Source organism: Galactobacter sp. (assembly GCF_022712295.1).
Lineage (GTDB): Bacteria > Actinomycetota > Actinomycetes > Actinomycetales > Micrococcaceae > Galactobacter.
In genome coordinates this window covers 1-11852 of record NZ_JALAGT010000187.1, presented here as the reverse complement: position 1 = coordinate 11852, position 11852 = coordinate 1, and the positions used below count along the sequence as shown (strand labels likewise).

Annotated in this window: 18 protein-coding genes and 1 pseudogene; all 19 read right to left on the bottom strand. The window is 63.4% G+C overall.

Features of this window, described 5'->3' with window-relative positions; translation table 11 throughout:
- Nucleotides 1-126 precede the first annotated feature (126 nt).
- Nucleotides 127-570, bottom strand: a complete 444-nt coding sequence (gene rplM / locus Q0A15_RS13585; RefSeq protein ID WP_291280063.1) for a 50S ribosomal protein L13 — start codon at nt 568-570, stop codon at nt 127-129.
- Nucleotides 571-890: 320 nt separating this feature from the next.
- Nucleotides 891-1754: a tRNA pseudouridine(38-40) synthase TruA gene (gene truA / locus Q0A15_RS13580; protein WP_291280062.1), complete on the bottom strand. Its 864-nt coding sequence runs from the start codon at nt 1752-1754 to the stop codon at nt 891-893.
- A gap of 187 nt (nt 1755-1941) precedes the next feature.
- Nucleotides 1942-2403 carry a 50S ribosomal protein L17 gene (gene rplQ / locus Q0A15_RS13575; RefSeq protein WP_291280061.1) on the bottom strand — a complete coding sequence of 154 codons (462 nt, stop codon included), beginning with the start codon at nt 2401-2403 and terminating at the stop codon, nt 1942-1944.
- Nucleotides 2404-2490: 87 nt separating this feature from the next.
- Nucleotides 2491-3489, bottom strand: a complete 999-nt coding sequence (locus Q0A15_RS13570) for a DNA-directed RNA polymerase subunit alpha (RefSeq protein WP_291280060.1) — start codon at nt 3487-3489, stop codon at nt 2491-2493.
- A 173-nt stretch (nt 3490-3662) separates the two neighbouring features.
- Nucleotides 3663-4064 (bottom strand): 30S ribosomal protein S11, encoded by a 402-nt coding sequence (gene rpsK, locus Q0A15_RS13565; RefSeq protein WP_291280059.1) that lies wholly within the window; start codon nt 4062-4064, stop codon nt 3663-3665.
- Nucleotides 4065-4108: 44 nt separating this feature from the next.
- A complete protein-coding gene (rpsM, locus tag Q0A15_RS13560; protein ID WP_291280058.1) occupies nt 4109-4483 on the bottom strand; it encodes a 30S ribosomal protein S13 in 375 nt (124 codons plus the stop codon).
- A gap of 167 nt (nt 4484-4650) precedes the next feature.
- Entirely contained in the window at nt 4651-4764 is a 114-nt protein-coding gene (gene rpmJ / locus Q0A15_RS13555; RefSeq protein WP_291280057.1) for a 50S ribosomal protein L36, read from the bottom strand.
- Between the two features lie 90 nt (nt 4765-4854).
- Nucleotides 4855-5076 carry a translation initiation factor IF-1 gene (gene infA, locus Q0A15_RS13550; RefSeq protein WP_121483751.1) on the bottom strand — a complete coding sequence of 74 codons (222 nt, stop codon included), beginning with the start codon at nt 5074-5076 and terminating at the stop codon, nt 4855-4857.
- Nucleotides 5077-5262: 186 nt separating this feature from the next.
- Nucleotides 5263-6084 carry a type I methionyl aminopeptidase gene (map, locus tag Q0A15_RS13545; RefSeq protein WP_291280056.1) on the bottom strand — a complete coding sequence of 274 codons (822 nt, stop codon included), beginning with the start codon at nt 6082-6084 and terminating at the stop codon, nt 5263-5265.
- 147 nt (nt 6085-6231) lie between these two features.
- Nucleotides 6232-6795 (bottom strand): adenylate kinase, encoded by a 564-nt coding sequence (locus Q0A15_RS13540; RefSeq protein ID WP_291280055.1) that lies wholly within the window; start codon nt 6793-6795, stop codon nt 6232-6234.
- On the bottom strand, nt 6792-8099 hold the full coding sequence (gene secY / locus Q0A15_RS13535) for a preprotein translocase subunit SecY (RefSeq protein ID WP_291280054.1): 1308 nt from the start codon (nt 8097-8099) through the stop codon (nt 6792-6794). The genes Q0A15_RS13540 and secY overlap by 4 nt, the downstream gene beginning before the upstream one ends.
- Before the next feature lie 322 nt (nt 8100-8421).
- Complete coding sequence (gene rplO / locus Q0A15_RS13530; protein ID WP_291280053.1) at nt 8422-8880, bottom strand: 50S ribosomal protein L15; 459 nt, start codon at nt 8878-8880, stop codon at nt 8422-8424.
- A gap of 2 nt (nt 8881-8882) precedes the next feature.
- On the bottom strand, nt 8883-9098 hold the full coding sequence (gene rpmD / locus Q0A15_RS13525) for a 50S ribosomal protein L30 (protein ID WP_291280052.1): 216 nt from the start codon (nt 9096-9098) through the stop codon (nt 8883-8885).
- 2 nt (nt 9099-9100) lie between these two features.
- Nucleotides 9101-9808, bottom strand: a complete 708-nt coding sequence (gene rpsE / locus Q0A15_RS13520) for a 30S ribosomal protein S5 (protein WP_291280051.1) — start codon at nt 9806-9808, stop codon at nt 9101-9103.
- Nucleotides 9805-10176 carry a 50S ribosomal protein L18 gene (rplR, locus tag Q0A15_RS13515; RefSeq protein ID WP_291280050.1) on the bottom strand — a complete coding sequence of 124 codons (372 nt, stop codon included), beginning with the start codon at nt 10174-10176 and terminating at the stop codon, nt 9805-9807. The genes rpsE and rplR overlap by 4 nt, the downstream gene beginning before the upstream one ends.
- 2 nt (nt 10177-10178) lie before the next feature.
- Nucleotides 10179-10715, bottom strand: a complete 537-nt coding sequence (rplF, locus tag Q0A15_RS13510) for a 50S ribosomal protein L6 (protein WP_291280049.1) — start codon at nt 10713-10715, stop codon at nt 10179-10181.
- 19 nt (nt 10716-10734) lie between these two features.
- The gene (rpsH, locus tag Q0A15_RS13505) at nt 10735-11133 is read right to left on the bottom strand and encodes a 30S ribosomal protein S8 (protein WP_291280048.1); all 399 of its coding nucleotides are present in this window, start codon (nt 11131-11133) and stop codon (nt 10735-10737) included.
- Nucleotides 11134-11208: 75 nt separating this feature from the next.
- Entirely contained in the window at nt 11209-11775 is a 567-nt protein-coding gene (gene rplE / locus Q0A15_RS13500; protein ID WP_291280047.1) for a 50S ribosomal protein L5, read from the bottom strand.
- Nucleotides 11775-11852: pseudogene (locus Q0A15_RS13495) on the bottom strand (50S ribosomal protein L24); the annotation flags it as partial. The gene rplE and the pseudogene Q0A15_RS13495, both read right to left, overlap by 1 nt.

Sequence of the window (11852 nt, the reverse complement as noted above, 5' to 3'; positions counted from 1 at the left end):
GGGCACCAGCGGTGGTCGCGGACGACTCGGTGGTGTAGGTCGAGGGGGTTTCCTCGAGGAGCTGTTCGTTCTGAGCCACTTTTTCTCCTTGGAAGTCTTCTTCTTGAGTTGGGGGGTGGCCCAGGATTACTGGGAGACCTGCGAGATCTCGTAGGTCGAGGGCTGCTGGGCTGCGTGCGGGTGCTCGGCACCGCGGTAGACCTTCAGCTTGGAGAGCTGCTGGGCAGCCAGGGAGTTCTTGGGCAGCATGCCCTTGACGGCCTTCTGCACGGCGAGAACAGGGTTCTTCTCCAGCAGCTCGGCGTAGTTCACGCTGCGGAGGCCACCCGGGAAGCCGGTGTGGCGGTAGGCGCGCTTCTGCTCGAGCTTGGCGCCGGTGAGGGCGACCTTCTCGGCGTTGATGATGATGACGAAATCGCCCATGTCCACGTGGGGGGCGAAGGTCGGCTTGTGCTTGCCACGCAGCAGGGTTGCGGTCTGGCTGGCGAGGCGACCGAGCACGATGTCAGTGGCATCGATGATGTGCCACTGGCGGTTCGCGTCTTCGGCCTTAGGAGTGTACGTACGCACTGTGTATATGCCTTCGTTGACTGGTACTGGTCAGACGTCTTGGATCTTGCGGGTGTGAGATTCCGCTTGAGCCCGACGCCGTGGTGGTGTCGGTGCATTCACTCCATCCGGTGCCGGTGAGGACGGCTGAGGATGGTGTGGCGCCATGAGTCCGCTTCCACCCGCAGACCAGAGGCCCTGCAACCAGGCCGTCACGCGGGTAGGTGGTGTCGGACACGCACATGCACAACAACAGTCAATGCTACCCGATGTCCGTGACACTGGCCAAGGCGGGGAGGAGGTGGTGCTGCTCACCGCGTCCGGTGATGGCCGACGGCGGGTCAGTCGGCCTCGTCGTCCGTTCGCCGCGCGCGCGTGGAGGCGGCCCGGAGGGCCGACTCGTGGTCGTCTGGGTACCCGACTTCCTCGAGGACCAGGGCGTGGCCGGCCACCATGCGGGTGGAGGCGTCCCGGGTCCGAGCCTCGAGGCGTTCCCGGGCCCACCCCGGTTGCCGTCTGCCGCTTCCCACCTCGATGAGTGAGCCGACGATCGTGCGGACCATGTGGTGGCAGAAGGCGTCTGCACGCAGGTGGATCCGGATCAGTCCATCGGCTCCGCGCCTGGCGTCGGCCGCCTGCAGATCCCTGATGGTGGTGGCCTCTGGCCGCGGTTTGCAGTAGGAGAGGAAGTCGTGCAACCCGAGCAAGGACAGCGCCTCGGCCTTCATGGCGTCCACGTTGAGGGGCGTCTCCAGGAACAGGACGTCCCTGCGCCGCAACGGATCCCAGTCCTCGCTGCGGTCGCACACGGTATAGGTGTAGGAGCGCCAGAGCGCGGAGAAACGGGCGTCGAATCCTGGAGGTACGATCCGTGCAGAACGAATCCTGATGGCACCGGCTGCGGTCCTGCGCAGGACCGCGTTGAGACGCCGTGGCACGGTCTCTTCCAGCCTGGACGCCCCGTCTTTGACCGTGAGTTTCGCCTGGGCCGCGGCGCGGAGATCCAGGTGGACCACCTGACCGCGTGCATGCACGCCGGCATCCGTCCGCCCCGCAACCACCACGCGGATCGTTTCTCGCGTGATGGTGAACAGTGCCTCCTCCAGGCATTGTTGCACGCTGGGATGGCCTGGCTGCCTGGCCCATCCGTGGAAATCGGTGCCGTCGTAGGCAAGGGTCAGCGCAAGGCGGAGGGTTTCAGACACCGCTTCATCGTATCGACGTTGCCTCCATCCACACATATCGGCATCCATTCACACGGGTCGGTGCTGACCGGCCCCTCCGTACCGACGCGTGTGCCGGAGCACCGCAATTTGGATGGACTTGAATGCAGAAGGACCCCGGAACCAGGTGGTTCCGGGGTCCAACTGAAGGCTCAGCTCACTCGCGGAGTCAGTTCTCCTCGGTGGCCTCTGCCTCGACAGGTGCGGACTTCTCGGCGGCCTTCTCGGCCTCCTTGACGACTGCCTGCTTGGGCGAAACGGGCTCGGTCACGAGCTCGATGACCGCCATAGGGGCGTTGTCGCCGGGGCGGGTACCGATCTTGGTGATGCGGGTGTAGCCACCGTTACGCTCGGCCATCTGGGGAGCGATCTCGGCCACCAACTTGTAGACGATGCCCTTGTTGGTCGCGGAGCGAGGGGCGAGAACGCCCTGCACACGACGGCGGGAGGCAAGGTCTCCGCGCTTGGCGATGGTGATCAGACGCTCGGCGAACGGGCGCAGGCGCTTGGCCTTGGTCACCGTGGTGGTGATGCGGCCGTGCTCGAAGAGCTGACCCGAGAGGTTGGCGAGCATGAGGCGCTCGTGCGCCGGGCCGCCTCCGAGGCGGGGACCCTTGGTGGGGGTAGGCATTGGAATGTTCTCCTAGGGGGATCCCCCGCTTACCCGGCACTACGAGCCGGGAGTCGAGGGAATGAAGGAATGAGTTTTTGTGTCGACTCAGGCTTCGAAGTCCTCGTCGTCCACATCGTTTCCGACGTGAGCCGAGAGGTCGTAGCCGGCCGGGGAATCCTTGAGGGACAGGCCGAGTTCCTGCAGCTTCTCCTTGACCTCGTCGATGGACTTCGCACCGAAGTTGCGGATGTCCATCAAGTCGGCCTCGGAACGAGCAACGAGCTCACCCACGGTGTGGATGCCCTCGCGCTTGAGGCAGTTGTAGGAACGAACGGTCAGATCGAGTTCCTCGATGAGCTGCTGCAGATCTGCGGCGATCTGAGCGTCCGCCGGGGAAGGTCCGATCTCGATGCCCTCGGCCTCGGGGTTGAGCTCTTCGGCCAGACCGAACAGGCCCACCAGGGTGGTACCTGCACTGGCGAGAGCGTCGCGAGGAGTCGTTGACTCCTTGGTCTCGACGTCCAGCACCAGCTTGTCGAAGTCCGTACGCTGCTCAACACGAGTGGCGTCGACGCGGAAGGTCACCTTCATGACGGGCGAATAGATCGAATCCACAGGGATACGACCGATCTCGGCGTCTGCACTCTTGTTCTGAGCGGCGGACACGTAGCCGCGTCCACGCTCGATGGTCAGCTCCATGTCGAACTTGCCGTTCTCATTGAGCGTGGCCAGGTGCAGGTCACTGTTGTGGATCTCCACACCCGCCGGCGGCGTGATGTCGGCGGCGGTGACGACGCCCGGGCCCTGCTTGCGCAGGTAGGCGACGACCGGCTCATCGTGCTCCGAGGAGACGGAGAGCTGCTTGACGTTGAGGACGATCTCGGTGACGTCCTCCTTCACGCCGGGCACCGTGGTGAACTCGTGCAGAACTCCGTCGATGCGGACGCTGGTCACAGCGGCACCGGGGATGGAGGACAGCAGGGTACGACGCAGGGAGTTGCCGATCGTGTAGCCGAAACCGGGTTCCAGCGGTTCGATGGTGAACCGGGAGCGGTTTGCGGCGACGGACTCTTCGGTCAGGGTCGGGCGCTGTGCAATGAGCACTGATGGGGTCCTTTCAGCGAGCGTCCGCTATATGACGCAACACAGGGTGACTTGGTCGACGTCCGCATACGAGTCTTGGATCTCGCACGAGGACAAGGGGACCGGATTTCTGGTCCCTTGTGTGTTCGGGTGCCGGTCGGGAGGACCGGATCACCCGAACACGTGGACGCGCATCAGACGCGGCGACGCTTCGGCGGGCGGCAGCCGTTGTGAGCGCTGGGGGTGACGTCCTGGATCGTCCCGACCTCGAGGCCGGCGGCCTGCAGGGAACGGATGGCGGTCTCGCGGCCCGAGCCCGGGCCCTTCACGAACACGTCGACCTTGCGCATGCCGTGATCCTGAGCCTGCTTTGCAGCCTGCTCTGCGGCCATCTGCGCGGCGTACGGGGTGGACTTACGGGAGCCCTTGAACCCGACCTGGCCGGCGGAGGCCCAGGAGATCACAGCACCGGTCGGATCCGTGATGGACACGATGGTGTTGTTGAAGGTCGACTTGATGTGAGCCTGACCCTGGGCGATATTCTTCTTGTCCTTGCGACGCGGCTTACGAACCGCGGTACGTGCCTTAGGGGGCATGTGTTTCTCCTACCTTGAGTTCTTCAGATCAGATCCGCTGAGAATCAGCGGGCCTTCTTCTTGCCGGCGACGGTCTGCTTGGGGCCCTTGCGGGTGCGAGCATTGGTCTTGGTGCGCTGTCCGTGGACGGGGAGGCCCTTACGGTGGCGCAGGCCCTGGTAGGAGCCGATTTCCACCTTGCGGCGGATGTCGGCGGCCACTTCACGGCGGAGGTCACCCTCAACCTTGAAGTTGCCCTCGATGTAGTCACGCAGCTGGACGAGTTCGTCGTCCGTGAGGTCCTTGACGCGGGTATCCGGGCTGATCCCGGTCGCGGCGATGGTCTCCTCAGCACGGGTCTTGCCCACGCCGTAGATATAGGTGAGTGCGATGATCACGCGCTTTTCGCGCGGGATGTCGACACCAGCGAGACGAGCCATTTCGGTTGTCTTCCTGTCTTCGAGTTCAAGAGGTGTGGAGCAGTTCGTGTCTCACGTCTCCCGACGTGAGTCCCCGGCCCCTTGATCCGGGGGTGTGCTCCCGAATGGGAACGGAACTGCCTGTATGTGATTCTGGCGTGTGGTGCGACCCTCTTATGAGGAGGGAATCAGCCCTGGCGCTGCTTGTGCCGCGGGTTATCGCAGATCACCATGACGCGGCCGTTGCGACGGATGACCTTGCACTTGTCGCAGATCGGCTTCACGCTCGGATTGACCTTCACGGTACGCATTCCTTCGTGTTGACGTGGATGTCTTTAAGGTGCATCACCTGGTTGGGCGCGGTAGTCCTGGATGGGCTACCGTCCCGCAACTCACTTGTAGCGGTAGACGATGCGTCCACGGTTGAGGTCGTACGGCGTCAGTTCGACGACGACCCTGTCCTCAGGGAGGATGCGAATGTAGTGCTGCCGCATCTTTCCGGAGATCGTGGCGAGCACGACGTGCTCGTTCTGGAGCTTCACGCGGAACATCGCGTTCGGCAGGGCCTCCGTAACGGTGCCCTCCAGCTCGATGACGCCTTCTTTCTTCGCCATATACCTTCCGCTAACCTGTCGGCCGGGACTGGATGCCCCGGAGTGTGTTCAGATGATGAGGTTTCTCCTGACCTGAGCGTCCGTTCCCGGGCGCAGACAGGCTTCGGAGACAACCAACGATTAAGCATACCGCCCCAACGACACTTAAGGAAATCCCGCCGGTGAGCGACATCGCTCACATCCGACTCACCGCAGGGGCGATGGCGTGACTCCGTAGCGTGCCAGCCGTTCGGCCCCGCCGTCCACGGCCGTGGAGACCCAGATGCCGGCCTGATGGATCAGCACGGTGTGCTCCCAGTGGGCTGCGCGCGAGCCGTCCTCGGTGATCACCGTCCAGTCGTCCTCCAACGTCCGGGTTTCCAGTCCACCCCGCACCAGCATCGGTTCCACGGCCAGTGCCATACCTGGCTTGATCCGAGGGCCCTTGTGCCCGGACCGATAGTTGAGGACATCCGGAGCCATGTGCATCTCTGACCCGATGCCGTGGCCCACGTAGTCTTCCAAGATGCCCAGCGGTTCACCCGTTTGCTCGGTGACGAAGTCGTCGATCGCGTTTCCGATCTCACCGACATGCCTGGCACCGTCAATGGCAGCGATCCCTGCCCACATGCACTCTTCGGTGATATCCGAAAGACGCTGGTCCGCAGGGTCGGCCGTACCGAGGATCACCGTACGGGCGGAATCGGCATGCCAACCATCGATGATGGCACCCCCGTCGATGCTGAGCACGTCGCCGTCTTCCAACACTCTCTCGCCCGGTATTCCATGGACCACCTCGTCATTGACCGAGGTACAAATGGTGGCCGGGAAATCGTAGTACCCCAGGAAGTTGCTGGTGGCGCCGTGCTCTTGCAGCACGCCGGCGAAGACCTCATCGAGATCTTTGGTGGTGCATCCGGGCCGTGCAGCAGCGACGGTGCGGTCCAGTGCGTCCGCGAGAATCAGCCCTGCTTCCTTCATGCGTTGGAACTCTGCAGGGTGTTTGTATTCGATACGTTCGAATCCCATGGGTCTTCTCCCAAGACGAGTAGTGAATTTTGTGTTGACCTGCCTATGACAGCGGCCCCCACCCTGAGCTGCTCCACGCAGTTCAACGGTAGGGGCCGTCATGGCCGGTACTTTCGAAGCCGGACCAGAGGCGTCAGGCCGGAGAAGTCAGGCCAGCGAAGCCAGGATGCGCTCCGTCACGGATTCGAGTTCGCCGAGTCCGTCCACCTCGCGCACCAGGTCGCGCTCGCGGTAGGCATTGACGACGTCCTCGGTCTGCTCCCGGTAGACCGCGAGACGATGACGGATGACCTCTTCGGTGTCATCTGCGCGGCCTTCGATCTCAGCGCGCTTGAGCAGGCGTGCCACCAGCTCGCCTTCATCTGCCGTCAACAGGATGACAGCGTCGAGGCTCTCTCCGTTGCTCTTCAGGATGTCATCGAGTTCATCGACCTGGGCCAGGGTTCGGGGGTAGCCGTCCAACAGGAAGCCATTGGCCACGTCGTCTTGGGCCAAGCGGTCACGAACCATTTCGTTGGTCACGGAATCGGGAACATAGTCTCCCGCATCCATGTACTTCTTGGCCTCGATGCCGAGGGGCGTGAGCTCCTTGACGTTGGCGCGGAAGATGTCACCAGTGGAGATGGCCACCACGCCGAGCGCGGCGGTGATACGGGAGGCCTGCGTTCCCTTACCGGAACCTGGGGGGCCGACGATCAGAAGACGAGTCATCGAAGAAGTCCTTCATAGTGTCGCTGTTGCATCTGAGCATTGATCTGCTTCACGGTCTCGAGACCGACGCCCACCATGATCAGAAGGCTGGTCCCGCCGAACGGGAAGTTCTGGTTGGCGTTGAGGAGCACGAACGCCACGACGGGGATCAGAGCGATCACCGCGAGATAGACGGCACCGGCGAAAGTGATCCTGGAGGAAACGAAGCCCAGGTACTTTGCGGTGGGTGCACCAGCACGAATGCCGGGGACGAAGCCACCGTACTTCTTCATGTCGTCCGCGACCTCAACGGGGTTGAAGGTGATGGAGACGTAGAAGTACGTGAAGCCGAAGGTCAACAGGACGTAGGCCAGCATGTGCAGCGGCGCATCCTGGCCGGCCAGGTTGTTCTGGATCCACTCTGCCCAGGGCTTCAGCTCGTTGTTGGAGCCGGCCGAGAAGGAAACCAGCATCTGCGGCAGTGCCAGCAGGGAGGATGCGAAGATCACGGGGATCACGCCGGCCATGTTGACCTTGATCGGGATGTAGGTGGAGGTACCGCCCACGGTCCGGCGGCCAATGGTCCGCTTGGCGTACTGAACAGGGACGCGGCGCTGGGACTGCTCCACGAAGACCACGAGGCCCAGGATGATCAGGCCCACGATGAGGACCATCACGAAGGTCCAGACGCCCTTGTCCTGGAGGATGCCCATCATGGAGCTCGGGAAGCCGGCGGCGATGGACACGAAGATGAGCAGGGACATGCCGTTGCCGACGCCCTTCTCGGTGACGGACTCACCCAGCCACATGATGAACATGGTGCCCGCGGTCAGCACAACGATGATGGTGAGAATCGTGAACAGGGAGTCGTCAGGGATGATCTGCAGGCTGCAGCCCTGGAAGAGCTGGCCGGTGTTGGCCATGGTCACCAGCGTGGTGGCCTGCAGCAGGCCGAGCGCGATGGTCAGGTAACGCGTGTACTGCGTGATCTTGGACTGGCCGGCCTGGCCCTCCTTGTGCAGTTCCTCGAACTTGGGAACCACCACGCGAAGCAGCTGGATGATGATGGATGCCGTGATGTAGGGCATCACGCCCATGGCCAGCACGGAGACCTGCAGCAAGGCGCCACCGGAGAACATGTTCACGAAGTCGTAGGCCCCGCCCGTGGTGTTGCCCATGGCCATGCATTGGTGCACGGCATCCAGGTCCACACCCGGCGCGGGAATGAACACACCGATCCGATAGATGACGATGATCCCGAGGGTGAAGAGCAACTTCCGTCTCAGGTCGGGGGTCTTGAAGACCCGCCCGATGGCGCTGAACACACAATCTCCTTGCACGTGAATGGTTCGCTACGTCGGTGACGAGCACAGACGCAACCTAGGGAAGTCTAACCGCCCTGGCGTCAGTTGCAGCAATCGAAATCACAGAAACCTCAGGAGTCCCAGTGCGTATCCTCACGAACACGGGCATCTGAGGCCTACAGTTACGGGCCACTCGGCCGCAGATGTCCGCTTCGGAGTCGCCGCAGACGTACATCTTGGGCCACCTTGATGCTGTTGGCACTCCTGCCGCCGATACACGACGTGGGCCCCGCACCCGGCCTGTTGGCCGGGCACGGGGCCCACGTCGTTGACTACGCGTACGTCAGAGGGTCTCGGCGGACCCGCCGGCAGCGGAGATCTTCTCAAGAGCGGACTTGGAGAAGGCGTTGACCTTCACGTCCACCTTGACGGAGAGCTCACCCTGCCCCAGCACCTTGACGGGCTGGTTCTTGCGCACTGCACCCTTGGCGACCAGTGCCTCGACGGTGACCTCGCCACCCTCGGGGAACAGTTCCGAGATCTTGTCCAGGTTCACGACCTGGTACTCGACGCGGAAGGGGTTGGTGAAGCCGCGCAGCTTCGGCAGACGCATCTGCAGAGGCAGCTGACCGCCGGCGAAACCGGCCTTCACCTGGTAACGGGCCTTGGTGCCCTTGGTGCCGCGACCGGCAGTCTTACCCTTGGAAGCCTCACCGCGACCCACACGGGTCTTCGCGGTCTTGGCTCCGGGGGCCGGACGAAGGTGGTGAACCTTCAGCGCACGCTCGTTGTTCTCGCTCATGCTCACTTGGCCTCCTCGACCGAGACAAGGTGCTTGACCTTGTTGATCATGCCCACCGTGACGGCGTCGGCGCTGCGCTCGACCGAGTGGCCGATCCGCTTCAGGCCCAGGGAGCGAACGGTGTCGCGCTGGAACTGCTTGGTGCCGACCAGGCCCTTGACCTGGGTGATGGACAGCTTGGCATTGCTTGGCTGCAGGTTCTTCTGGGTTGCAGACATGCTCATGCACCTGCCTTCGTGTTCTGCATCTTGCGGACCATGGCGGCCGGTGCAACCTCGTCGAGGGACTTCCCACGGCGAGCGGCAACAGCTGCAGGCTCCTCGAGGCCCTTCAGAGCCTCGATGGTGCCGTGCACCATGTTGATCTGGTTGGCCGAGCCCATGGACTTGGACAGCACATCGTGGATACCGGCGCACTCGAGCACGGCGCGAACCGGACCACCGGCGATAACGCCGGTACCCTCGGAGGCCGGGATCAGCAGCACGACGCCTGCGGCGGCTTCACCCTGCACACGGTGCGGGATGGTGGTGCCGACGCGAGGAACGCGGAAGAAGGACTTCTTCGCTTCCTCGACGCCCTTGGCGATGGCCGCGGGAACTTCCTTGGCCTTGCCGTAGCCGACGCCGACGAGACCGTTGCCGTCACCCACCACGACGAGCGCGGTGAAGCTGAAGCGACGGCCGCCCTTGACGACCTTGGAGACGCGGTTGATGGAGACGACGCGCTCGAGGAACTTGTCCTTGTCCTCGTCCTGCTTGCGGTTGTCGCGGCGGCCACGGCCCTCGCCACGACCGCGGCCTTCGCCACGGCCGCGACCCTCGCCACGGCCACGGCCGCGGTCGTTGGAGTTCTGGGTCTCGTTGGCCTCGGGTGCCTGCGTTGCGGTTTCGCTCACCTGAGTGTCCTTCTGGTTGTTTTCTTCACTCACAGCGCCAGCCCACCTTCACGTGCACCGTCGGCGACCGCGGCCACACGACCGTGGTACTTGTTACCACCGCGGTCGAAGACGACGGCCTCGACGCCGGCGCTCTTGGCGCGCTCTGCAACGAGCTCGCCGATGCGCTTTGCCTTGGCGGTCTTGTCACCGTCGAAGGAACGCAGATCTGCTTCCATCGTGGTGGCGGATGCCACGGTCACGCCGCGGGAATCGTCCACGACCTGAGCCACCATGTGGCGTGCAGAGCGATTGACGACCAGACGGGGACGAACCGTGGTACCGGTGATGCGCTTGCGCACACGCAGGTGACGGCGACCGCGCTGAGCGGCCTTGCTCTTTCCCTTGGATGCCAGAGCCATGGTCACTTACCTGCCTTTCCGACCTTGCGGCGGATGACTTCGCCCTCGTACTTGATGCCCTTGGCCTTGTACGGGTCGGGCTTACGGAGCTTGCGGATGTTCGCAGCGACCTCGCCGACCTGCTGCTTGTCGATGCCGGAGACCGTGAGCTTGTTGGCACCCTCCACGGCGAAGGTGATGCCCTCAGGCGCCTTCACGGTGATGGTGTGGGAGTAGCCCAAGGAGAACTCGAGGTCCGTACCCTTGGCCAGCACGCGGTAACCGGTGCCGGAGATCTCGAGCTTCTTGGAGTAACCCTCGGTCACGCCGGTGATCATGTTGCTGATCAGCGTGCGGGACAGGCCATGCAGCGAGCGCGACTTGCGCTCGTCGTTGGGGCGGGTCACGGAAACGGTGCCGTTGTCCACGGCAACCTCGATGGGGCGAGCAACCTCGTGGCTGAGCTCGCCCTTGGGGCCCTTGACCTTCACGGCCTGGCCGTCGATGTTCACATCGACGCCGGCCGGGATGGTGATGGGGAGACGTCCGATACGGGACATGGTTTAGTGCTCCCTTCCCTTACCAGACGTAGGCGACGACTTCGCCGCCGACACCCTTGGAGTTCGCCTGACGGTCCGTGAGCAGACCGGAAGACGTGGACAGGATCGCGATGCCCAGGCCACCCAGAACACGGGGAAGCTCGGTGGACTTCGCGTAGACCCGCAGGCCCGGCTTCGAGATGCGACGGATGCCCGCGATGGAGCGTTCGCGCTGGGGGCCGAACTTGAGGTCGATGGTGAGGGTCTTGCCGACCCGGGCCGCTTCCTCGCGGAAGTCCTGAATGTAGCCTTCGGCCTTCAGGATCTCGGCGATGCGGACCTTCAGCTTCGAGGACGGCATGGAGACGTCCTCGTGATGAGCGGAGTTCGCGTTGCGCAGACGCGTCAGCATGTCTGCGACTGGATCAGTCATTGTCATGTGGGCTTGTTCGCCCTTCCTCGTTCTGGTTTCCGTGCCCTGGTTGGGAGGGTGCGGACCTAGAACGTAAGTGGATCAGTTGGTCTTGAACGGGAAGCCGAGCGCCTTGAGCAGCGCGCGACCCTCGTCGTCCGTCTTGGCGGTGGTCACGACCGTGATGTCCATACCGCGGGTGCGGTCGATGGAATCCTGGTCGATCTCGTGGAACATGACCTGCTCGGTGAGACCGAAGGTGTAGTTGCCGTTGCCGTCGAACTGGTTCGCGTTCAGGCCGCGGAAGTCGCGGATACGGGGAAGCGCCAGGGAAACCAGGCGATCCACGAATTCCCACATGCGGTCGCCACGCAGCGTGGTGTGCGCGCCGATCGGCATGCCCTCACGCAGCTTGAACTGCGCAATGGACTTACGGGCCTTGGTGACGAGGGGCTTCTGACCGGTGATGGCGGTGAGGTCGCGCACGGCACCCTCGATCACCTTGGAGTCCTTGGCGGCCTCGCCGACACCCATGTTCACGACGACCTTGACCAGGCCGGGGATCTGCATGACGTTGGCGTAACCGAACTGCTCGTTCATGGCAGTGCGGATCTCGTCGTTGTACTTCGTCTTCAGACGCGGTGCGATGTACGTTGCTGCTTCAGTCATCACAGAGCCTTTCCGCTTGCCTTGGCGTAGCGAACGCGCACGGTCTTCTCGACGCCGTCACGGGTCACGGTCTCGAG

Coding starts and splice junctions, on each gene's coding strand:
- rplQ (WP_291280061.1), bottom strand. CDS start 2,403: ATGCCTACCCCCACCAAGGGTCCCCGCCTCGGAGGCGGCCCGGCGCAC.
- rpsK (WP_291280059.1), bottom strand. CDS start 4,064: ATGCCCCCTAAGGCACGTACCGCGGTTCGTAAGCCGCGTCGCAAGGAC.
- rpsM (WP_291280058.1), bottom strand. CDS start 4,483: ATGGCTCGTCTCGCTGGTGTCGACATCCCGCGCGAAAAGCGCGTGATC.
- infA (WP_121483751.1), bottom strand. CDS start 5,076: ATGGCGAAGAAAGAAGGCGTCATCGAGCTGGAGGGCACCGTTACGGAG.
- map (WP_291280056.1), bottom strand. CDS start 6,084: ATGGGATTCGAACGTATCGAATACAAACACCCTGCAGAGTTCCAACGC.
- Q0A15_RS13540 (WP_291280055.1), bottom strand. CDS start 6,795: ATGACTCGTCTTCTGATCGTCGGCCCCCCAGGTTCCGGTAAGGGAACG.
- rplO (WP_291280053.1), bottom strand. CDS start 8,880: ATGAGCGAGAACAACGAGCGTGCGCTGAAGGTTCACCACCTTCGTCCG.
- rpmD (WP_291280052.1), bottom strand. CDS start 9,098: ATGTCTGCAACCCAGAAGAACCTGCAGCCAAGCAATGCCAAGCTGTCC.
- rplR (WP_291280050.1), bottom strand. CDS start 10,176: ATGGCTCTGGCATCCAAGGGAAAGAGCAAGGCCGCTCAGCGCGGTCGC.
- rplF (WP_291280049.1), bottom strand. CDS start 10,715: ATGTCCCGTATCGGACGTCTCCCCATCACCATCCCGGCCGGCGTCGAT.
- rpsH (WP_291280048.1), bottom strand. CDS start 11,133: ATGACAATGACTGATCCAGTCGCAGACATGCTGACGCGTCTGCGCAAC.
- rplE (WP_291280047.1), bottom strand. CDS start 11,775: ATGACTGAAGCAGCAACGTACATCGCACCGCGTCTGAAGACGAAGTAC.